General features: G+C 69.7%; 21 protein-coding genes, 1 tRNA gene and 1 pseudogene. 13 read left to right on the top strand and 10 right to left on the bottom strand.

The genetic code is table 11. The features are described from left to right. Positions 1-499: polyphosphate kinase 2 family protein (locus tag ABD990_RS31455; protein ID WP_486362912.1), on the top strand; the 499-nt coding region annotated here is incomplete at its 5' end. A 21-nt stretch (positions 500-520) separates the two neighbouring features. On the opposite strand, the gene ABD990_RS31460 is transcribed toward ABD990_RS31455, so the two are convergent. The 3 genes from ABD990_RS31460 to ABD990_RS31470 form a co-directional block, all read right to left on the bottom strand. Next, positions 521-1,114 (bottom strand): class I SAM-dependent methyltransferase, encoded by a 594-nt coding sequence (locus ABD990_RS31460; RefSeq protein WP_345384435.1) that lies wholly within the window; start codon positions 1,112-1,114, stop codon positions 521-523. 610 nt (positions 1,115-1,724) lie between these two features. Further along, positions 1,725-2,186, bottom strand: coding sequence for a hypothetical protein (locus tag ABD990_RS31465; RefSeq protein ID WP_345384436.1), 462 nt, complete (start codon positions 2,184-2,186; stop codon positions 1,725-1,727). A 419-nt stretch (positions 2,187-2,605) separates the two neighbouring features. After that, entirely contained in the window at positions 2,606-2,875 is a 270-nt protein-coding gene (locus ABD990_RS31470; RefSeq protein ID WP_345384437.1) for a hypothetical protein, read from the bottom strand. A gap of 574 nt (positions 2,876-3,449) precedes the next feature. On the opposite strand from ABD990_RS31470, the gene ABD990_RS31475 reads away from it, so the two are divergent. After that, entirely contained in the window at positions 3,450-3,659 is a 210-nt protein-coding gene (locus tag ABD990_RS31475; RefSeq protein WP_345384495.1) for a hypothetical protein, read from the top strand. Positions 3,660-3,913: 254 nt separating this feature from the next. Here the strand turns inward: ABD990_RS31475 and ABD990_RS31480 are convergent. Continuing rightward, a pseudogene (locus ABD990_RS31480) lies at positions 3,914-3,991 on the bottom strand (hypothetical protein); the annotation flags it as partial. Between the two features lie 78 nt (positions 3,992-4,069). Between ABD990_RS31480 and ABD990_RS31485 the strand changes: the two are divergent. Beyond that, entirely contained in the window at positions 4,070-4,192 is a 123-nt protein-coding gene (locus ABD990_RS31485) for a hypothetical protein (RefSeq protein WP_345384438.1), read from the top strand. Positions 4,193-4,734: 542 nt separating this feature from the next. On the opposite strand, the gene ABD990_RS31490 is transcribed toward ABD990_RS31485, so the two are convergent. Genes ABD990_RS31490 through ABD990_RS31500 form a run of 3 tightly spaced genes read right to left on the bottom strand, consistent with a single transcriptional unit; the run spans position 4,735 to position 7,580 of the window. Continuing rightward, positions 4,735-5,613 carry a hydroxymethylglutaryl-CoA lyase gene (locus ABD990_RS31490; protein WP_345384439.1) on the bottom strand — a complete coding sequence of 293 codons (879 nt, stop codon included), beginning with the start codon at positions 5,611-5,613 and terminating at the stop codon, positions 4,735-4,737. After that, complete coding sequence (locus ABD990_RS31495) at positions 5,613-6,788, bottom strand: LLM class flavin-dependent oxidoreductase (RefSeq protein ID WP_345384440.1); 1,176 nt, start codon at positions 6,786-6,788, stop codon at positions 5,613-5,615. The genes ABD990_RS31490 and ABD990_RS31495 overlap by 1 nt, the downstream gene beginning before the upstream one ends. A 33-nt stretch (positions 6,789-6,821) precedes the next feature. Beyond that, positions 6,822-7,580 carry an SDR family NAD(P)-dependent oxidoreductase gene (locus tag ABD990_RS31500; protein ID WP_345384441.1) on the bottom strand — a complete coding sequence of 253 codons (759 nt, stop codon included), beginning with the start codon at positions 7,578-7,580 and terminating at the stop codon, positions 6,822-6,824. A 385-nt stretch (positions 7,581-7,965) separates the two neighbouring features. Here ABD990_RS31500 and ABD990_RS31505 point away from each other — a divergent pair, with 385 nt between their 5' ends. The 4 genes from ABD990_RS31505 to ABD990_RS31520 all read left to right on the top strand — a co-directional run bounded on the left by ABD990_RS31505 (position 7,966) and on the right by ABD990_RS31520 (position 11,212). Next, the gene (locus ABD990_RS31505; protein ID WP_345384442.1) at positions 7,966-8,403 is read left to right on the top strand and encodes a GlcG/HbpS family heme-binding protein; all 438 of its coding nucleotides are present in this window, start codon (positions 7,966-7,968) and stop codon (positions 8,401-8,403) included. A gap of 114 nt (positions 8,404-8,517) precedes the next feature. After that, the gene (locus ABD990_RS31510; RefSeq protein WP_345384443.1) at positions 8,518-9,195 is read left to right on the top strand and encodes a GntR family transcriptional regulator; all 678 of its coding nucleotides are present in this window, start codon (positions 8,518-8,520) and stop codon (positions 9,193-9,195) included. Continuing rightward, positions 9,195-10,400, top strand: coding sequence for a CaiB/BaiF CoA transferase family protein (locus tag ABD990_RS31515; protein WP_345384444.1), 1,206 nt, complete (start codon positions 9,195-9,197; stop codon positions 10,398-10,400). The genes ABD990_RS31510 and ABD990_RS31515 overlap by 1 nt, the downstream gene beginning before the upstream one ends. A 218-nt stretch (positions 10,401-10,618) precedes the next feature. Next, the gene (locus ABD990_RS31520; protein WP_345384445.1) at positions 10,619-11,212 is read left to right on the top strand and encodes a hypothetical protein; all 594 of its coding nucleotides are present in this window, start codon (positions 10,619-10,621) and stop codon (positions 11,210-11,212) included. 192 nt (positions 11,213-11,404) lie between these two features. Here ABD990_RS31520 and ABD990_RS34605 read toward each other — a convergent pair whose 3' ends face one another. Next, positions 11,405-11,770, bottom strand: coding sequence for a transposase (locus ABD990_RS34605; protein WP_425569699.1), 366 nt, complete (start codon positions 11,768-11,770; stop codon positions 11,405-11,407). Positions 11,771-12,524: 754 nt separating this feature from the next. Beyond that, positions 12,525-13,472 carry a LysR family transcriptional regulator gene (locus ABD990_RS31525; protein WP_345384446.1) on the bottom strand — a complete coding sequence of 316 codons (948 nt, stop codon included), beginning with the start codon at positions 13,470-13,472 and terminating at the stop codon, positions 12,525-12,527. 234 nt (positions 13,473-13,706) lie between these two features. Between ABD990_RS31525 and ABD990_RS31530 the strand changes: the two genes are divergently transcribed. The 6 genes from ABD990_RS31530 (at position 13,707) to ABD990_RS31555 (ending at position 19,381) form a co-directional block, all read left to right on the top strand. Then, positions 13,707-15,113, top strand: a complete 1,407-nt coding sequence (locus ABD990_RS31530; protein ID WP_345384447.1) for an amidohydrolase family protein — start codon at positions 13,707-13,709, stop codon at positions 15,111-15,113. 52 nt (positions 15,114-15,165) lie between these two features. Then, positions 15,166-15,687 carry a cupin domain-containing protein gene (locus ABD990_RS31535; protein WP_345384448.1) on the top strand — a complete coding sequence of 174 codons (522 nt, stop codon included), beginning with the start codon at positions 15,166-15,168 and terminating at the stop codon, positions 15,685-15,687. A 94-nt stretch (positions 15,688-15,781) separates the two neighbouring features. Beyond that, positions 15,782-17,152, top strand: a complete 1,371-nt coding sequence (locus ABD990_RS31540; protein WP_345384449.1) for an MFS transporter — start codon at positions 15,782-15,784, stop codon at positions 17,150-17,152. A 69-nt stretch (positions 17,153-17,221) separates the two neighbouring features. Continuing rightward, positions 17,222-18,160 carry a fumarylacetoacetate hydrolase family protein gene (locus tag ABD990_RS31545; protein WP_345384450.1) on the top strand — a complete coding sequence of 313 codons (939 nt, stop codon included), beginning with the start codon at positions 17,222-17,224 and terminating at the stop codon, positions 18,158-18,160. Between the two features lie 29 nt (positions 18,161-18,189). Beyond that, on the top strand, positions 18,190-19,185 hold the full coding sequence (locus tag ABD990_RS31550; RefSeq protein WP_345384451.1) for an amidohydrolase family protein: 996 nt from the start codon (positions 18,190-18,192) through the stop codon (positions 19,183-19,185). A 37-nt stretch (positions 19,186-19,222) separates the two neighbouring features. Beyond that, the gene (locus ABD990_RS31555) at positions 19,223-19,381 is read left to right on the top strand and encodes a hypothetical protein (protein WP_345384452.1); all 159 of its coding nucleotides are present in this window, start codon (positions 19,223-19,225) and stop codon (positions 19,379-19,381) included. A 453-nt stretch (positions 19,382-19,834) separates the two neighbouring features. Here ABD990_RS31555 and ABD990_RS31560 read toward each other — a convergent pair. Then, a tRNA-Arg gene (locus tag ABD990_RS31560) sits at positions 19,835-19,907 on the bottom strand. Positions 19,908-20,013 lie beyond the last annotated feature (106 nt).

The raw sequence follows: 20,013 nt of genomic DNA on the forward strand, positions 1-20,013 counted from the left end.
GGCCGGGGAGATCGTGCTGTTCGACCGGTCCTGGTACAACCGGGCCGTCGTCGAGCCGGTCATGGGGTTCTGTTCGGACCGGGAGTACGAGGAGTTCATGGCGCAGGCGCCGAACCTGGAGCAGTCGTTGGTCGACGACGGGATCCACCTGGTGAAGTTGTGGTTCTCGGTGTCCCGGGCGGAGCAGCGGACGCGCTTCCTGATCCGGGTGATCGATCCGTTGCGGCAGTGGAAGCTCAGCCCGGTGGATCTCGCCGCGTTGGAGAGGTGGGACGAGTACACCCGCGCCAAGGAGGCGATGTTCGAGCGCACGGACACGCCGGAAGCGCCGTGGACGGTGGTGCGCAGCAACGACAAGCGCCGCGGCCGGATCGCCGCGTTGAGCTGGGTGCTCTCGACGCTGGACTATCCGACGAAGGATCCCGAGGCGGTCGGGGAGCCCGATCCGCTCGTCGTCGGGCCGCCGTCGCAGGTCTACGAGGCCAGCGAACGCCTCTGAACGCGGGGCGGCCAGTGGCTGTCAGGAACGTCGGAGATGGGGACGGCGGGCCACGTAGGTCAGGGCCGGGGGGACGTTGCGCCAGATGGTGCGGCTGACGATCACCTCGTCGTAGGCGTCCCGGAGTTGTTCGTGTTGGCGTCGTGACGGCGTGGCCCAGCGGCTCCAGGTGTAGGTGAACTGGGTGAACGCGCCGGCCGGATGGAGGGTGGTGGCGATGGTGTCGATCAGGCGTCCTCCGGCACGCCCCGAGAAGGCCGCCCACGGCAGTCCGCTCACGACGGCGTCGGCTGTGGCAATGCCACGGTCGGCCAGGATCGCGGGGAGGTCGGCGGCGGCCGCGACGACGACCTCGACAGAGGGGAACCGCTCGGCCAGGACCTCGGCCAAGTGCGGGTTGAGGTCGACGGCGATGTGTCGGCCGCGGCTCCCGAGGCGTTGTTGTACGGCGGCGGTGAACGCTCCGGTGCCGGGGCCGAGTTCGACGACGATCGGTTCTCCGCTGCTCGGGACCGGTGCGGTCATGGTGGCGGCGAGGGCGGGGGAGCTCGGTGTCACCGAGGCCATTCGCAACGGGTTGCGGACGAACTCGCGCAGGACGAGGGCAGTGCTCATCTCGTGGGCTGCTTCCTGCCGGCGCGCCGGCCTGTCGAGGTCGCGGACCACGAGTGATCGTGCAGCGGGTTCAGGTCGGCGGCAACGGCGGCCGCTGTGGGGCACCTGAGAAGGGCCGGGACAACTGTGGCGGTGGTCGCCCGGCGGGCCGGGCACACGGCCGACGATCCCGGCGGGCCGCTCACCCGGCCCGGTGCACGGACTGGCGGTAGCGCCAGGCGCCGGTGATGTCAGGGAGCTCCTCGACGCGCTTGTAGACGGCACCGCGACCCGAGAAGGCTCGTCCACGTCGTGGCTGATCGGTGAAGGGCGTTCATCTTGACGTGCGGCCACCGCGTGACCGTCCGCCCGAACGGCGAGCTCGGGGCCTCGTCCGGACGGCGGACTCGTCGCCGGCTCGGCGCGCGGCGGGCGGAGCGTCACCGCAGGCGGCGGAGCTCCGGACCGTGCGACGACGGGCGGGGATCGGTTCGGGCCGCCGAGGCGGTCGGCTCGGTCCAGTCGGACTCGCGGTTCGGCACCTCGGGCACGTCTGCGGCTCGAGGGGCGTGCCGGTCACGCCCCCCGGTACCCGATGATCAGCGGTTCTCCACGCGGCCTCCGCGAGTGATCAGGAGTGCCGAGCCGAGGCGGCGAGTGCCCGTGCGGCCTCGGGGAGGCCGGTATAGCGGGGGAACGCGGTGACCGTCGCCCGGTCCTCGGGCGGCAGCACCTCGAACAACGTCCGGTGTCCGACCACGGCGAACGACGCGGACGTCCGGCTCGTGTCCCGCCCGGCCTGGATGACGGCTTCGAGGCCGAGGCTCGTCGCCCGGTCGACGAGGCCGAGGTCGATCACCAGACACCGAGTGACCTGGTCGCGGCCGCACCTGACAAGCGTCAGTCGTGCGTTGACGAGCCGTCTCAGGCGGAGACCGATATAGGCGTCGAGCGTGCCGTCGATCGTGACGGCGTGGATTCCGGGCTCCGCCTTGCTGATCAGCATCCGAGCGCGACGAGTGCGAGCCACCGAGCCTCCCGGGTGAATGGGGCCCGGACGGCGTGTGCCCCCCGCCGCCCGGGCCGGCGCCACTGGTGCACCATCGGCCACACGCCTCATCGACGTGTTGCCGGGGCCCAGCCCACCCGCCGAGAGCGAAGATCGGTAGGTCCTCAATCGATCTAGTAGCCGAGCGTTCAGCTCGCCGTCGCCTGCCGGAGGCTCTGTCGCGGGTGGACTGCCTCTCGCAGCCGATCGGGCCTCGTTCGTGTGGTCCACCGCGGTCGCGGTCCGGGCGGTGGTGACGGCCGCGGTGACGCCTTCGTCCGCAGCGCCGGGCTCGATGCGGCGGGTCTCGCGGACCTTGCCGTCGTGGCCCTGCACAACGACGAAGCCGCCCTCGTCGAGCGTGTCGCGACCCCGTTGCCGAACAATGGCTCCCAGCCGACCACCGCGGGATGCCGGATCAACGTCCGGTCGTCGCAGGGCCCGCAGGGGCGTGACGATGCCGGTCAGCGCGGCCCCGGGCTGATGTCGGCGTGCGGGACGCTGTCGCGGATCGCGTCCATGATCCGTTCCAGGTCGCCCTTCGGCAGGCCGGCATCGCTGCTCTGCGAGTCGAGCTGCCGGTGTGCGTACGCGATGAGGTCGAGTGAGACCGAGCCCGGCTCGTCCGCACCTGCGCCGTGGGTCGCGCGTACGCGCCAGCCGTCGAGCTCGAGCCGGGTGAGGTGCGGGTAGAGCAGGTCGTCGAGGTCCTCGGGCGCGTGGTGCTCGGTCACCCGGGCGAGTTCGGAGTCGAGCTCGTCGAGCCCCGCATCGAGTGCGGCCCGGTACTCGGACCAGCGCTTCGCGTCGGCACGTCACAGCGCTCGTGGATGCCGTGGAGCCGCGATCGCAGCCCGTCGAGCGCAGTCCTGGTCCGCACGCGGTGAGGACGGGCACCGGAGGTCACGCGAGCAAGGGCGCTGTCCACCTCGGAAAGGCGCTCGTCGCGCATGCTGTGCCCGAGGGCGGTCGCGCTCATGGCGTGACGGTAAGCGGGGCCGACGACGAGGAGACCTCGGTCCGGCCAACGGACGATGGCCGTTGCGCGTCGTCGACGAGGTCTGGTGGCGCTGTCACGCCTCGACGAAGATCAGCTCCTCGGCTGGGTGGGTCATGCGGACCTGTTACCCCCCTGAAGGGGCGGCGCCGACGATCCGGAAACCGCCCTTGATCAGCGTCAGTGGCACGGGGTTCCTCCCCGGTCCCTCGGGCCGGGCGAGTCTCGGAAGGAGTCCGTCACGGGCTGTTCATCCACTCGTCCCGCGCGCCGGTTGCTCACGGGGGCGACCGTGCGGGAGAACTGGAGGAGTGGAACGTGTACTGACTCCGGGGGAGACGCGGGCCGAGGCGGCCGCGATGTTGCTGGGCCGGCTCGAGGACCTCGTCGTCGCCTACGCCTCGTTGCCCGCCGACGAACGGTCGGAGGTGCTGAACCGGGACGCCGACCGGATCACCGGCGAGGTCGCCCGGTACCTCCAGGCCGCGCGGCACCAGATCACCGCCTCGCCGCGTCGCTGAGGCCGCCACCCCGACCCGAACCCCGGATCATCGGAGCCCTGAGCGCACGAAGCCGTCGACGAGGCGGCGCTGCAGGGCGAGGCAGAGGACCAGAACGGGCAGGCAGGCCGGCCCGGCGGTGGCCATGAGCGGGCCCCAGTCGTTGCCCTCGGTGCCCAGAAGCTGCGCAGGCCGAGCTGGAGCACCGCGTTGGTGCGCTGCAGGACGAGCGCGGGCCAGAAGTACTCGTTCCAGGCGTTGACGAACAGCAGGACGCCGAGGGCGGCGAGGGCAGGGCCGAGATTGGGCACGACGACGGTCCACAGGACGGCCCAGGCGCTGCGGCCGTCCATGCGTGCGGCTTCGAGCAGCTCGCGCGGGACGCTGCGGACGTGCGCCGCAGCATGATCACGGCGAGGGCGGAGCAGAGGGTGGGCAGCACGACCCCGGCGAGCAGTCCGGTGAGCAGCTGGCCGAGCGCGATCATCGCGGCCATCACGGTGGTGTTCACGAGCAGCCGCGGGATGTCGAGCGCGGTCCAGGCCGCGGTGTAGCCGGCGCCGGACAGCGGCCAGGGGAACGGCGTGAGCGCGTAGACGTCCTCGGGGGCTCGCAGCGAGGTGGCGTAGAGCACTGGCTGCAGGAGCCCGCGGACCCGGCGGGCCGGCCCCGCCTGTCGCGGTGGCGGTGACGCGGTCGGCGTAGGCGCCTTCCTTCCCGGTCGCGGCCGCGATCCTGCCGGCCGATGCCGGGTTGACGCCCAGGTGTCGCCGGCGCACCGCCCGGTCGAGGGCGGCGTGGAGGATGTGGTGGACCTTCCGGGTGGTGCTGCCCGCGAGCGGGCGGCAGGTGTGGCCGGCGCGCGGGCGCCCGTTGCACAGCTCGCGGAAACCCTGTAGCCGGGCGTAGAGACGCTCGAGCATCTCGGCGTCGAGTTTGGCCGCTCAGAGATCACCGAAGACGACCCGTGCCGTGGCCAGCGGGGTGGGCTCGGGTGGCCATGCCTCGATCATCTCGTCCGGCACTAGACCGGCGAGCCTGCTCGCCGACCGACCTCCTCGACGCCCGAGGACCTCGGGCTTGATCAGCCGCATCGCTAGGGAAACGGACCTGCGCGGTAGAGCTGTCCGGTGAGCTGTCTGCCGAGCGTCTTCTCCAGCCATTCGGCGACGCGGATGACCTCGTCGATGTCCACGCCGGTGTCGACGCCCTCCTTGTCGAGTAGGTAGAGCAGGTCCTCGGTGGCGATGTTGCCGGTGGCCCGCGGCGCGAACGGGCAGCCGCCGATTCCGCCGACGGAGGCATCGAGGACGGCGACACCTGACTCGATCGCGGTGTAGGCGTTGGCGTATCCGGTGTTGCGGGTGTTGTGCAGGTGCAGACCCAGGGGCTTCCCAAGTGGTCGGGCCCCGACCAGCAGTGCGCGGACCTGGCTGGGGACCCCGACGCCGATGGTGTCGGCGAAGACGATCTCGTCCGCGTCCGTCACCTGCTCCGCGAGCCGGAGGGCCACGCCGGGATCCACCTCTCCCTCGAACGGACACCCGAAGGAGGCCGCCAGGGTGACGGTGGCTCGGCGTCCGTCCGCGTGGGCAGCGGCGATGATGCCGCGGGCCTGCGCCAGGGACTCGGCGACCGGGCGGCCCTGGTTGCGCTGGTTGAAGGTCTCGGTCACGCAGAACGCGACGTGGACTTCCTCGCACGCGGTCGAGCGGAGCCGCTCGTAGCCGCGGTCGTTGAGCACCAGGGCCGCGCGGGTCAGGCCTGCCCTCGCCTCGACTGCGGCCAGCACGTCCTCGGCACCCGCCATCTGAGGAACACGCGCGGGATGGACGAAGCTCGCCGCTTCGACCCGCTGCACCCCGGTGCGTGCCATGCGGTTCGCGAGTTCGGCGCGGACGACAGGAGGGAGCACGTCCGGCTCGTTCTGCAGCCCGTCCCGAGGGCCGACCTCGCAGATCGTCAGGGGCGACATCAGTGGCGTAGCCCGGCCTGCTTCAGCAGCGGCAGGACGTTGTCGCCGAAGTAGTCGATCTCCTCGTGGTAGTCGAGCATTCCCATGATCATCCCGTCCATGCCGCCGAGGTCGTGGACACGCTGCATCTCCTCGACGACCTGCTCCGGGGTGCCGACGATCGGGTAGCCACCCCAGCCCGCGATGAAGCGCTCCTGATAGGAGGCGAGCTGGGAGGCGAATGACTCGCTCTGCATCCCGAGGACCTTCATGACGTTGTTCGCGCCGTCGCGGTCGCCCATGTCGACGATGTGCTGGAAGTCCCGCTTGGCCTCGTCCTCGGTGTCCCGGCAGACGACCAGGCCGTAGGTCATCGTCTGGATCTCGCGCTGGTGGGCCTCGCGCGCCTTGGCCTTGAGGTCCGAGGTGTAGCCGTTCATCGTCTCGACGGTGTCCATCGCGGCGAAGTTGACGTCGACGTTCCGGGCGGAGAAGTCGACGCCCGACTTGGAGTTCCCGGCGTTGATGAGCGCGGGGCGCGGGCCCTGGTAGGGCTTCGGGTAGGACTCGACGTCGAGGCTCTGGAAGTCCTGGGTGACGAAGTCGAAGGAACCCTCTTCCGTCCAGAGCTTGTTCACGAAGTCGATCCACTGTTGGCCGTACACGTAGCGCTGGTCGTGCTCGCGCTGCTCGGCGCCGAACATCTCCATCTCCGGGGTGAACCAGCCCATGACGAGGTTGAGACCGAAGCGGCCGTGGGAGACGTGGTCGGCCGTGGTCGCCATCTTGGCCGCGACGATCGGGTGCAGCGTGGGCAGGTGCGACGTCGCGAAGATGCCGATGTTCTCGGTCAGCGCGGCCAGACCGGTCGCCCACGTGTAGGTTTCGAAACAGGTGCCGTTGAAGTTCGTCGTGCTTCCGAAGCCGCGCCAGCGGGCGACCGGTACGAGCGCCTCGAACCCGAGCCGATCCGCCTTCTGCGCGATCTTGAGGGTGTGATCCCAGGTCGGTTCGTAGGTGGTCTCGGCGTGGCTGATGGTCAGCCCGTACGAGCAGTTGGTGCCGAACAGTCCGAGCTTGAGCGGCTGGTCGTTGAAGATCGGATGCGTGGTGCGGCCGTCGGCCACCGGCGTGCGCTGGCTCTCGGGTCGCGGGGTGGCGGGGACCAGACCCAGTCGCTCTGCTGCGCTGCTCACGAATGCTCCTCGGTACGTGTCGGGGATGGGGGGTCAGCGAGTGGAGTAGCCGCCGTCGATGTTGAGCACGGCGCCGGTCATGAACCCGGCGTCGTCGCTCGCGAGCCACAGCGCCAGCGAGACGACCTCCTCCGGACGACCGAGCCGACCGGTGAGGTGCTCGTGGTTCCAGCTCTCGAAGATCTGGTCGCGGTCGTCCATGTCCTTGGTGAAGTTCCGGGGCATCGGGGTGTCGACGACGCCGGGGCAGATCGCGTTGACCCGGATGTCGGGCGCGAACTCGACCGCCGCGACACGCGAGAAGTGTGCTGCCGCGGCCTTGGCCGCACCGTAGGCACCCATGTTCGCAAACGCCACGATCCCGCCGATGGAGGAGACGTTCACGATCGATCCCTTGCGGCCCGCCATGAGCGGGACGAACGCCTTCGTGGCGAGGAAGATGCTCTTGGAGTTGATCCGCTCGATGTGGGCCCACTCGTCCTCGGTGGTCTCGAGGATCGGCTTGCCCGCGATGATTCCGGCGTTGTTGTAGAGCACGTCCACACCGCCGAACTCGGCCTTCGCCCTGGCCGCCAGCTCCGCGACGCTCGCCGCCGAGGCCACGTCCACCTCCGCAAAGCGGAAGTCGAGACCTTCGTCCCGCAGGCGGGTCTCCAGTTCCTTGCCCGCCGTCCCGTCGAGATCGGCGCCCAGCACTCGCGCCCCCTCGGCACAGAACATGCGACACGCCACCTGCCCCATGCCACCTGCCGAGCCAGTGATCACCACGACCTTGCCGTCCAGCTTGCCCATCGTCGCCTCGAATCCTCATGCTCCGGCGTTCATGTCAGCTGCATCCGGCGCCCCGGTGCGGCCAAATGCATACAACAAGACCTCTTGGTGTGTGTCAAGCATCATGCCGAGCGAGCGATCCGGACGGGCTCCTCACTCCGGATGCACCACGCCACTGGTGCCCCAGGCGAGGGACAAGGTCACGTCTTGTGCGAGCTTCAGCGCTGCTCATGAGCATCATCAGAGCGATTGGCGCCAGAGGGAACCTCGGCGTGACGCTCCGGGCTCAGCTCTGCGCAGACAGCTGTCGGTCGAGGCGAGAGAGTTGACACTCCGCGCGCAGGTGCGCTTGCATGTATGCAAATTGGCACGAGCTCATCCCAACGACGCGAAGGAGACCCGTCTCATGGCCGGCACCTACAACCGCCCCTCCATCACCCTCGAGTTGGCTCAGCAGATCGTGCGCGGGGCAGTGGCGAAGGCCGAGGCGGACGGCGGCGCCTTCGTCGTGTCCGTCGTCGACGAGTCGGGAGTCCAGAAGGCGTTCGCGCGGATGGACGGCGCGCCGCTGCTCTCTGTGCAGGTCGCCCAGGACAAGGCCTACACGGCTGCCGGGTTCCAGATGCCGACCGACGGCTGGTTCGACTTCATCAAGGGCGACGAGCCGCTTCGCGTCGGCGCCCCGACCGGCATCGACCGACTCGTGGTGTTCGGCGGCGGCTACCCGATCACCGTGGACGGCGCGGTCGTCGGAGGCATCGGCGTCAGCGGCGGGCACTACACACAGGACATGGAGGTGGCCCAGGCCGGCCTGAGCGCCGTGGACGGCCTTTCCGGGGGCTGATCACCAGAACGGATGGCCGTGCCGGAGCTCGTGGATGCTGGGGTCCGGATCAGGCGACCGGCGCCGGCCATCCGTGGCCGGCGCCGAGGGGCACACCATCTGACGGGGAGAGACATGGCCGCCGCCACAGAACAGACCGTGACGCAGCTTCGCCGACTGATCATGGAGGGCGAGCTGGCGCCGGGGAGCCGGCTGCAGGAGGTCGAGCTCGCGACCCAGCTCGGGGTGAGCCGCACCCCCGTGCGCGAAGCCTTGCGGACGCTGTCGTCGGAAGGCCTCGTCGAGGTCCTGGCCAATCGCGGCGCGCGCGTCGCCCGGTGGTCGGTGGAGGACCTCCACGAGATCTACGACCTGCGGATCATGCTCGAGGCCCACGCCGCGGAGCGGGCCGCGGGCCGGATGCACGCCGCCGAGACCGACCGGCTCACCGAGCTGTGCGAGCAGATGGAGGCCTGTGCACAGCGCAGCGACGCCCACGACCTCCTCGCGCTCGGCGACCTCAACACCCGCTTCCACCGCCTGATCATCGACGCCGCGGACAGCCCGAGGCTGGCCACCATGCTCGGCTCTGTGGTGCACGTCCCCTCGGTCATGCGCACCTTCTCCCGCTACACACCCGACGCACTCGCCCGCAGCATGGGCCACCACCGCGAGCTGACCGCGGCCATCCGGGCAGGCTCCCCGGAGTGGGCGGGGTCGGTCATGCGTTCTCACATCATCGCCGCTCGCGCCGCCCTGCTGGGGGCGGATCTCAACGCAGACGGCACAGCGAACTCCGAAAGAGGAACGTGATGACCACCGAAGCGCCCCGGGGTGCGCTGACCGGCATCCGCGTCGTCGAGATGGGCCAGCTCATCGCCGGGCCGTTCTGCGGCCAGCTCCTCGGCGACCTGGGGGCCGACGTCGTCAAGGTCGAGTCACCCGGCGTCGGTGACCCCATGCGCCAGTGGGGACAGACCACGTCCGAGGGCGACTCCCTGACCTGGCCGGTGATCGCCCGCAACAAACGCTCGATCACCCTCGACCTTCGCGTCGACGCAGGCCAGGACGTCGCCCGACGGCTCCTGGACCAGTCCGACATCCTCGTCGAGAATTTCCGACCGGGAACCCTCGAACGCTGGAACCTCTCCCCCGAACGACTCTGGCAGACCAACCCCGGCCTGATCATCGTGCGCGTCACCGGGTTCGGGCAGACCGGCCCCTACGCCCCCCGTGCGGGCTACGGATCGATCGGGGAGGCGATGGGCGGGCTGCGCTACCTCACCGGCGAACCCGACCGACCTCCGTCCCGCGCCGGGATCAGCATCGGCGATTCCCTCGCCGGCACCTATGCCGCACTCGGCGCCCTCGCCGCGCTCCACGCGCGGACCGTCACCGGCCGCGGCCAGATCGTCGACTCGGCGATTTACGAAGCGGTCCTGGCGATGATGGAGGCCGCGGTCACCGAGTGGGACACCCTCGGACACCAGCGCGAGCGCACCGGAGCCATCCTGCCCAAGATCGCCCCCAGCAACGTCTACCCCACCGAGGATGCCGCGAGCATCCTCATCGCCGCGAACCAGGACACCGTCTTCCGGCGACTCGCCGCATCGATGGGCCGCCCCGAACTCGGCGTCGACCCGCGCTACGCCACCCACCACGCCCGGGGCGAACGCCAGGAGGAGCTCGACGAGCTCATCGAGAGCTGGTCGAAGGGCTACGCGGCCGACGAACTCCTGGAACTGCTGCACGCAGGCGGCGTACCTGCAGGCCGCGTCTACCGGACCGAGGACATGGTCGCCGACGAACACTTCGCCGCCCGCAACGCGATCATCCGAACGCGCAACACCGCGGGCCAGGAGTTCGCCATGCAGAACGTCGCGCCCCAGTTGTCCGCCACTCCCGGCGCGGTCCGCTGGGCAGGCCCCGGGCTCGGCGAGCACACCGACGAGGTCCTCACCGAACTCGGCTACGACGCCGTCGAGATCGAGAAGCTCCACGACGGCGCCATCGCCTAGCTCCCGCACCTGACAAGGGCACAGACGGTCTGCGCATCCAAATACGCCCGACTACCTCGAGTTCAAGCAACCGCAGGTGTCGCGCGGGCGGAGGCCGACGGTTCTGGCACGCCCGCTGATCGACACAACACCTGAGCTGAAGACCCGGCGCCAGCGCCCTGGTCAGGCGCTCCGTTCACCCCTCGTTCCTGCCCGGCGTGGTCACCTAGACCCTCACCGTGCCGCTGCTGGTCGCGGTGCTGCTCAAGGTGGTGCTCAAGGCAGTCTTGTTGCTCAAGAAGCGGGTGGTCGGCCGGTTCCGGGCCGCCTCCGGCGTGCCAGGCAAGATCGGCGCCGGGCTGCTGCTCTGGCTCGTCCTGTTCGACAGCGAGTTTGCCGTGCTGGAACTCGTCGACCTGGTGTTCGGCGACCGGGCGAGTCTGAGTGGATTTCTCTCGGTGACGTCGCTGATCGTCGTTCTGATGTTGTCCCGGGCGCTCGTCAGGCGGGTACTGCGCGTGGATCGCGAAGACGACGGCGCTTGCTCCACGACCTGGATGGCCTGGTCGTGGATGACGGGCAGACCCGCGAACCGGCAGGCGTGCGCCGTCGGTCAAGGCGACCGGGTCTCCTTGTCGGGCGTCCAGACAGTGACGTCGAATACCAGATTCGCTCCCATCCGGCTCCCACGCTGGCTGACAAGATCGACCGCACCCACGCTGACCTGTGCCCCCGGCAGGATCCGAACCTGCGACACCCGCTTTCAGGAGCGTTTTCCTATCCGTCCACCGCGTCATCTAGCTGTGCATTCCTCGTCATTCCTGGAACAGTGAGGGCGTCGGTAGCTCCCCAGCATCAGCGATTCGCTCCCATGATGGCTCCCAGGGAGAGACCGTCGGCCGAGCGGCCGCTTAAAGGCTGGCATCCAGCTTGTCAGCGCGTTCGACTAACCTAATACTGCAACGGCAGTTGATCGGTCCGGTAGTCGCTCGTCGCGGCGTCGGTAGTGACGCTCCTATGGTTCGTCAAGCCGTTGCTGGTGGGTGTTCGAGCTGGCGGTGGAGCTGGCGGGTGATGTAGCGCTTGAGGCAGCGGCCGATTTCGGGGTCGCTCTTGCCTTGGGTGCGGCGGCGTTGCACGTAGGCGCGGGTGTCGGGATGGAACCGCATCCTGGACACGGCGATGGTGTGGATGGCGCTGTTGAGGCGCCGGTCCCCGGAGCGGTTGAGCCGGTGCGGCCTCGTGGGTGTCGGCCTCGTCCTGCAGCACCATGATCCGGCGGGCGATGGCGCGTAGCGCCGACAGCGCGGTGAACAGGTGCACGTCCCCGGCGTGGCGGGCGGGCCGCAACGTGGCCGCCTTGGCGAGCAATGCCGCGGTCTTGAGCCCACGGAACCTGGCCCGGACCTGTTCCGGAGCGCTGATGGCCAGGGCGTGGAGCTGGTTCTTGGTCTCGGTCACCCCGTCGACCGCGGCCTGGCGGGTCGACAATCGGATCCGCAGCGCGGCCCGCTCACCATCCGCGCGGGGGCGCCGACCCGGGCCCGGCCCAGCGCGTTCCGGGCGGCGCGGACCGCGTCGATCGGATGGCCTTCGCCCCCGCCCGCCGCGCCGGACGGGTCGGGCGGTCGAGCTCGACGACCAACTCCCCAGCCCCGGCCAGGTGACGGGCCAGGCCCGCCCCATAGCCACCCGAGCCCTCGACCGCCCACCCCCACAACACCCATGGGCCCGGCCGAGGTCGAGCAGCTCGGCGTAGCCGTCTGGATCCGCGGCCACGGTGATCTCGGCCAGCACCGCCCCGGTGCTGTCGACCACCAACCCACCATCACCGAGTCGGCTCCGCCAGCTTCACAGTCAGCCGCGGGTTCGTTGTTGGCGTTTCGCGCCGCCATGTCGGCCAGCGCATGATTTCATCGGGATCGTCCGCGACCGTAGGCTCAACAGCTCCTGCGCCCCGACGCCGAGCGGGCCCGCGATGACACGCAGTCGGCGAAGCTGGGCGCGGCGGCGGTCGCAGCCCCGGCTTGGCACCCGCCGCCGCCAAGCCCCAGCCGAGCAGGCCGGTCGGCGTCGGGCCGTCCGCTGCCACGCGGTCGGGCCGTCGAGCGACCCGGTCGGCTCCCGCACCAGCCACGTGGAGGCCTACCCCGTACCGGCTCCCGCATCATCTGCGGAGGCGAGTTCGGTGAGCCGCGCGCGCGCGGTCTCGATCACCACCTGCACCGCACCCGACGGCGTTCGTCCGGTCGGCGTGACGCCGACCAGTTCGCGTCGAAGCGGCGGTGCGAACGACGCAGCGATCAGCCGACCGGCCGCCAGGTCCTCCCGGATGTAGGTGACCGGCAAGACCGAACACACCTCGCCGCGCAGGACCATGTCCCTGACCGTGTGCACCGAATCGATCTCCGAGGTCAGCGGGCTGAGCATCTCGGTGAGGTCGCGCCGCTCCTCAAGCAGGAGGAGGAAGCCCGGGGTCGTCACCAGGGGCAACTCCTGCAGGATCCCAGCACACCGAGCGTAGTCGGGAACCCCGTTCCACCGGGACCGGGTCGCCGCGGCGCCCGCCGCCGTCAGGACCACGCGCTCCACGCCGATCCGCCGGTAGGTCAGCTTGGGGACCGGGTCCGTCCCGGGCGCCGGCCATCGGGTGAACAGCCCGACGTCGAGCCGGTACGACTCGAGCCACTCGTTGAGGAACATCGGGAGCGCTTCCACGATCCGTACCGACAGAGCCGGATGGCGCTTCTCCAACTCCGCGGACAGCGGCGCCGCCAGCGCCGGCATCAACGTCGGTGATATCCCCACCGAGACCGTGCCGGAGATCCCCCCGGCGGCCGCCTCGCGAACCGCGTCCTTGATTCCGGAGACGTGCACGAAGATGTCACTCAGTATTCCCTCGAGTCGCCGCCCGGCGGGCGTAGGGACGACGCCGTCCGGACCCCGGAAGAGCAGATCCACACGCAGTTCCCGTTCCAGGTTCCGGACCTGCTTGCTCAAGGCAGGCTGACCGACGTGCAGCGTGCGGGCGGCCCGGCTGAATCCACCTTCACGCACGACGGCCAGGAAGTATTCGAACTGCCTCAATTCCATCGCACTGTCCGTCCCCGCTGATGTGACCATCTCTCGGTGACCACGAAACCACCCTATTCTTCCATAGAATAGGGGTAATGACAAGATGGAACTTCGGGTGGGGCCCGCGAACTGTTAGGCTGCCACTGTTCGCCGCCGGGAGAAGCAATCGTCCGCTTTCACCGACGAATCGGCGCACAGACCCCACGGCAGAGCGGCACGACGAGGAGCAGCGTGGTCGAGATTGAGAACACAGTGGACACCGCGCCCGTCCGGAGCCGCGGAGTCGACCCGACGGCGACGCTCGCCCGGGAGGGCGGACACGACAGCCGACTGCTCATCAAGGGCGGGTCCGTCGTGAGCATGGACGACTCCGTCGGCGATCTCGGGCGTGGCGACGTCCTCATCGTCGGCGACACGATCGCCGCCGTGGCGGAGCGCATCGACGCGCCCGGGGCGGTCGTCATCGACGCGCGGGATCACATCGTCATTCCGGGCTTCTGCGATCCGCACATCCACTGCTGGGAGGGCGCACTTGGTCGGCTGCTCCCCACGAACATCCCCCAGACGTCGATCGACGCGGTCGAGGGGGCCCCGCGGGAGAGTCGCAGCTACATGTACGCGGCCCACCGCCTGCTCGGGCCCGCGTGCCGTCCCGAGGACGTCTACGCCGGCACGCTGGTGACCTTGCTCACCGCCCTCGAGGGCGGTATCACGACCGTGGTCGACAACATGCACAACGCCCGCTCACCGGAGCACTCCGACGCCGCGATCGCGGCGATGGCCGACGCGGGGGTGCGGGGCACGCACGCCGTGGGACGCCCCCGCCACGGCGCCTGGGCACACACGTTCCCGCAGGACGTGAAGCGCTTGCGGGAGCGGCACTTCAGCAGTGACGACCAGTTGTGCGATCTGCGACTGTATGCGGCCGGAAACGACGATCTGGACGATCTGCTGCGCCTTCGCAAGGATCTCGACCTCTGGTTCTCGTTCGACAGTGGGATCGAGCACCAGCCACTCGACCGTCTCTATTCGACCGGCTGGTTCGACGGACGCGAGGCGATCAACCACGCCAACCATCTCACCCTGGAACAGCGTCAGACGATTGTCGACGGCGGCAGCCAGGTGAACGTCTGTCCTCGTATCGAGACACAGTTCCGATACGGCGTCGTCCCGTATTCCGAGTGGGTCGAGCTGGGTCTGAGGCCGGGAATCAGCAATGACAACCCGATGACCTACGGGATCGACATGTTCAGCGAGATGCGGGCCCTCTATCTCGTCCAGCGTCTCGACGAGCACCGGTCGGGGGTACCGTCCGCCTCGCTTCGCGACATCCTGCGGTCGGCGACCCAGAAGGGCGCCGACAACTGCGGCCGCGGCGAGACCGTCGGCTCGCTGACGCCGGGGAAGCAGGCGGACGTCGTGCTGCTCGACACCCAGAAGCTGCAGCTCACCCCCCGGAACAACGTGATCTGCTCGATCGTCCAGGCCGCCGACATCGGCTGTGTCGACACCGTTCTCGTCGCGGGCCGCGTCGTCAAGAGCGGCGGGCGGCTCGTCGGGGTCGACCACGGACGGGTCCGCCGACTCGTCGAGGAGTCCCAGCAGTACCTGCTCGGCGCCGTCGGATGGCCGCACGAGCTCGTCGACTTCGACGACTAAGCGCACCGGTCCGTCGGTCCGGTGCACGCACACGACAAGGAGCTCCATTCGCATGGCATTCGATTTCAGGCGCGTCGTGACCGGCCACGACGAGGAGGGGAGAGCCGTCGTCGCCCTGGACGAGACGCTCTCGTCGGAGCCTCGTCTGGAGGGCTACGACGCCAAGGTGGTGTGGTGCACACCGGCGTTCCCCCCGTCGAACGACGGCTTCTCGGTCGACGACGACGCCTCGGGCCCCTGGGGCGGCCGGGTCCTCTTCCGGGTCGCCGAGTTTGAACCGGGCACCTTCACCGCGGCCAACATGCACCGCACCGAGACCCAGGACATCGCGATCGTCGTCTCGGGCGAGCTGGAGATGGAGCTGGACGGCGGCGATCGCGTCGAGCGCCTGGGACCCGGTGACGTCGTCGTCCAACGCGGCACGATGCACTCGTGGGCGGTACGGAGCGGCGAGCCGGTCCGCGTCCTCTTCGTCCTCATGGACGCCCCACCCGCCCGGGTCGGGGAACGCGTCCTGCGCCAGGACGTCTCCGTCTTCGACGGCAAGGTCTTCCCGATGCCGCCGGTCGACTGACCTTTCCCCGGACCGACCTGTCGGTCAGCTCTTCCACCACCGGCCGGCACGACCGCCGGCAGGTGCAGTCGAACCTCTCTCGAAGGGTGTCGCAATGGTGCGCACGACCTCCCATCCGAGCCATGCGGCTTCTCGACGAAACATCCGCCTGGGGTCACTCGGTGCCGCGCTCGAGTACTACGACTTCGTGGCCTACCTGTACGTGGCCACATTGATCGGCCAGGCCTTCTTCCCGGCCGAGACGTCGGACACGATGCGCCTGGTGCAGACGCTGTCGGTCTACGCCATCGGCATGGTGGTGAGACCCCTCGCCGGGGTGGTCATCGCTCGCGTCGCCGACCGGGTCGGCCGCAAGAAGATGTTCATCCTCACCGTGGTCATGATGTCCGTGTCGACCCTGGTCATCGGAGTGTCCCCCACCTACGAACAGGCGGGGTGGATCGCTCCCGCCCTGCTCGTGCTGATGCGGATCGTCCAGGGATGCGCGGTCGGCGGCGAGCTGCCCGGGGCGGCCGTGTTCGTCACCGAGCACGCCCGACCCGGATCGGTCGCGCGGGCAGGCGCGTTCCAGCAGATGACGGCCTACTCCGGCTTCCTCCTGGGTGCGGCTGCCGCATTCCTCTCCGGCCTGCTCGTCGAGCACCTGCTCCCCTCCCTACCCTCCCTCGCGTGGCGGCTCCCGTTCATCATCGGCGGGGTGCTCGGCCTGATCACCCTCTATCTGCGGCGCCGCCTCGACGAGACTCCGGAGTTCGTCCAGGAGACGGTCGACGGGAAGGCCCGGCCGACCCCGATGAGGGTGGCCCTGGCAGGCCACGGCCGGGCCATCGGTCTTTCGGTCGTGATCGTCGTCGCCCTCGCCCTCGCGAACAGCACCTACTTCCAGTTCTGGCCCACCTACCTGCAGTCCTCCCTGCACCTGGCCGCCACTCCCGCCCTGTTCGCCAGCCTGATCGGGATCTCCGCAGCCATGCTCTCGATGCCGGTCTGGGGTCTCGTAGCCGACAGGTACGGCTGGCGGACCGAGCTCGGGCTCGCCGCGCTGCTGACGGCGGCGACCACCGTCGTCCTGCTGCTCCTCGTCCCGGCCACGGCCCAGAGCCCCGGTGTCGCGCTCTGGATGCAGCTCCCGGCCGCGCTGGCGGTGGGCGGGCTCGTCTCCGCGGTGCCCGGTCTGGTGTCGGCCGTCTTCCCGACCGCGGTACGGCAGACCGGGTACGCCCTGTCCTACAACCTCGTCGTGGCGGTCGTCGGTGGCCCGTTCAACGTGGTGATGGTGTGGCTCATCGCCACCCTCGGCGTCTCCGCCCCGATGTACGTCGTCCTGGTCGCGTCCGCCCTGACCCTCCTCGTCGCCCTGCTCGTCGGGCGGGTCCGCCTCCACCTCGGCCCGGGCGCGGCACCGGTCACGGACGGGCCACTCGGCGACGCCGACGACACCCGCGAGGCCACGACCCACACGTAGGGGTCGCGGTGTCGCGCCTCGTCACCGCGACCACGCGGTGACCACTTCGACCCAAGGAAGTCTGCATCCATGCGCTGGATCACCTACTCGCACCGTGAGGTCCCCACCGGCGCGCCCACGCCGACCTCGGCCGGGCTCGTCGTGGACGACACGGTCCTCGGCACGGCGCCGGGGACCCGGGTACGGGACCTCCTCGCCGATCCGGACCCGCTGGAGGTCATCGGCGAACGCCTGGTGAAGGACCCGCACGAGGTCGTTCCGCTCGCGGGCGTCCGCCTGCACGCTCCGATCCCCGACCCTCCCACCGTGCGGGACTTCGTCACCTTCGAGCGGCACATCGAGGGCGCCATCAAGCTGGCGGGCGGCGACCCGCCGGTTCCACCCCAGTGGTACAAGGCGCCGACGTTCTACTTCACCAACCCCTACTCTGTTCTCGGGCCCGAGGACGACGTGCCGCTGTCCCCCGGCACCACGCTGTTCGACCTCGAGCTGGAGGTGGCGGTGGTGATCGGCGAACCCGGTCGCGACATCAGCGCGGACCGGGCCGAGCGGCACATCGCGGGCTTTTGCATCATGAACGACTGGACCGCCCGCGACCTGCAGTTCGCGGAGATGGAGGTCCGCCTCGGTCCGGCGAAGGGAAAGGACACCTCCCTGACCCTGGGACCGATGCTCGTCACCCCGGACGAGCTCGCGGCCCGTCGCTCGGGCACCGCCTACGACCTCGAGATGACCGCGAGCATCAACGGTGAGGTGATCGGCAGGGACAGCTGCAGCTCGATGAACTGGTCGTTCGCCGAGATGATCGAGTACGCGAGCCGGGGCACCGAGGTCCGCGCCGGCGACGTGCTCGGCTCCGGGACCTGCGGCGGCGGGTGTCTCGCCGAGCTGTGGGGGCGCAACGGCCTGGACGCGCACGCACCCCTGCGGCCTGGCGACGTCGTCGAGGTCGCGGTGCAGGAGCTCGGGACTCTCCGGTCCCGCATCGTCGAGTACCCCTCCGCCTAACCCGCACCGACCCCGAAGGACGCGCTGTCGTGCCCTCCCCTGTGCTCAACAACCGGCCCGTCACCGGAATCGACGTCCATGCCCACTACCTCGACCCGGCTCTACGAGACCTGCCCGGCGTTCCCCGGCTGGTCGTCGACCGCGAGGGAGGTGGCCGATACGTGCTCGGTGGACGCACCATCCAACCGCTGCCCTCGGGACTGTGGGACCCCTCCCGAAGGCTCGAGGAGCTGGACGGCTGCGGGATCTCGCACCAGGTCATCTCCCCCGCCCCGGTGGCGATGCACTACGCGTGGTCGGCGGACCCCGCCTACGCGCGAGCCGTCAACGACTCGATGGCCGCGGTCGCCGAGCAGTCGGACGGACGGCTGATCGGCCTGGGCTGCCTCCCGTCCGCGTCGGCGGTCGAGGAGGTGCACCGGTGTCGTGAGCTGGGGCTGTCGGGCATCGAGGTCGGGACCAGGATCGGGGATCTCGACCTGGACGCGCCGGAGCTGGCCGAGGTGTGGGCCGCCTGTGAGGAGACGGGCTCGTCGGTGTTCGTCCACCCCATCGCGCAGGGCCGCGGCGTTCTGCGCCGGGACCACCGGGTCCTCGACCTCGGTGTCGGCCAGCTCGCCGACACCGCCATCGCTGCCTCCTCCCTGCTCCTGGGCGGCGTCCTGGAGCGCCATCCCGGCCTGCGCGTGGCGTTCGCGCACGGCTGTGGGGCGTTCGCCTGGTGCTACCCCCGGATCAGGGTCGGGTCCCGCTTCAGCGGACAAGGGAACGGGGACGAGTGGGACCAGGTCGTACGGCGGATCTACGCGGACGCCCTCGTGTTCGACGCCGAGCACCTGCGCATCGTCGCCCATCGTTTCGGACCCGACCGGATCCTGCTTGCGAGCGATGCGCCGTACCTGTCGGGTCAGCTGGCGAAGTCACTGGCGACGATCGACGCCGCCATCGAGTCCGGCGCGCTGCCGTCGGACTCGCGGGACATCATCCTCGTGGACAACGCCCTCGAGTTCCTCGGGCTGCAGTAGTGCCGTCCCGCTCCCGACGGGGTGAGCTCTCACGGCCGTGCGCAACGCCACCGGCATCTACACCGTCCCCCTCGTGATCTCTCTCGGCTCGCTGTTGCTCGCCGCCGTGCTGCTCGGCACTGCCCCACGCTTCGGTCGGGAGCCGGACGTCTCGGTGACGAATCCGGGCCCAGACGCCCCGCAGGTGATCGGCTGAGAGTCCTGCAGGCGTGCCCCGGTTCCGCGACTTGGAGCCGGGGCACGCGGCACGCTCGAAGATTGCGAAAGAAGTCTGCGATGACGCGACAGGAACGCGATGATCGGTCACTCCGTCGGTTGAGCCGTGTGGTCACTACTCGTCTTCGCTGTCATCCTCCACGAGCTGTTGTCGCGACGCGTGAGTAGCGCCCGGACCGTGAGCTCGCCCCGGCAAAGCGGGAGTCTCGATCACCTCCGCGGTCTGATCACCTGGGACCTGTGCGACGCCGCCGCCCACGCCTGACGAATGCGGTGAGAAGTGTCAGACCGCCGGCGACCCTTCATCGTGTCGGTCACTGCCGATCGTTCCCGGACACGCCCGGACTTCCAGATAGTTGCCGCGGACACCAGATTTCGCTCCCATCTGGCGCTCACGCTCGAGAGCAAGATCGACGAAACCCGCGCTGACCTGTGCCCCCGGCAGGATTCGAACCTGCGACACCCGCTTTAGGAGAGCGGTGCTCTATCCCCTGAGCTACGAGGGCTTGCGAGCAGCATCCTAACGGCGCCGCGCGCGGGCCGTGGGTGACCCGTCGAACACGCGGAAGTGCCTGATCGGGGCCTACGCTGGACGAGTTCGGCTTTCGAGGT

Origin of the sequence: Pseudonocardia yuanmonensis, from assembly GCF_039542425.1 — a bacterium.
GTDB lineage: Bacteria > Actinomycetota > Actinomycetes > Mycobacteriales > Pseudonocardiaceae > Pseudonocardia > Pseudonocardia yuanmonensis.

What these genes read in the sequence shown, in the direction of transcription:
- ABD990_RS31460 (WP_345384435.1), bottom strand. Translation starts at nt 1,114, where the DNA reads ATGAGCACTGCCCTCGTCCTGCGCGAGTTCGTCCGCAACCCGTTGCGA.
- ABD990_RS31490 (WP_345384439.1), bottom strand. Translation starts at nt 5,613, where the DNA reads ATGTCGCCCCTGACGATCTGCGAGGTCGGCCCTCGGGACGGGCTGCAG.
- ABD990_RS31500 (WP_345384441.1), bottom strand. Translation starts at nt 7,580, where the DNA reads ATGGGCAAGCTGGACGGCAAGGTCGTGGTGATCACTGGCTCGGCAGGT.
- ABD990_RS31505 (WP_345384442.1), top strand. Translation starts at nt 7,966, where the DNA reads ATGGCCGGCACCTACAACCGCCCCTCCATCACCCTCGAGTTGGCTCAG.
- ABD990_RS31510 (WP_345384443.1), top strand. Translation starts at nt 8,518, where the DNA reads ATGGCCGCCGCCACAGAACAGACCGTGACGCAGCTTCGCCGACTGATC.
- ABD990_RS31515 (WP_345384444.1), top strand. Translation starts at nt 9,195, where the DNA reads ATGACCACCGAAGCGCCCCGGGGTGCGCTGACCGGCATCCGCGTCGTC.
- ABD990_RS31525 (WP_345384446.1), bottom strand. Translation starts at nt 13,472, where the DNA reads ATGGAATTGAGGCAGTTCGAATACTTCCTGGCCGTCGTGCGTGAAGGT.
- ABD990_RS31535 (WP_345384448.1), top strand. Translation starts at nt 15,166, where the DNA reads ATGGCATTCGATTTCAGGCGCGTCGTGACCGGCCACGACGAGGAGGGG.
- ABD990_RS31540 (WP_345384449.1), top strand. Translation starts at nt 15,782, where the DNA reads ATGGTGCGCACGACCTCCCATCCGAGCCATGCGGCTTCTCGACGAAAC.
- ABD990_RS31545 (WP_345384450.1), top strand. Translation starts at nt 17,222, where the DNA reads ATGCGCTGGATCACCTACTCGCACCGTGAGGTCCCCACCGGCGCGCCC.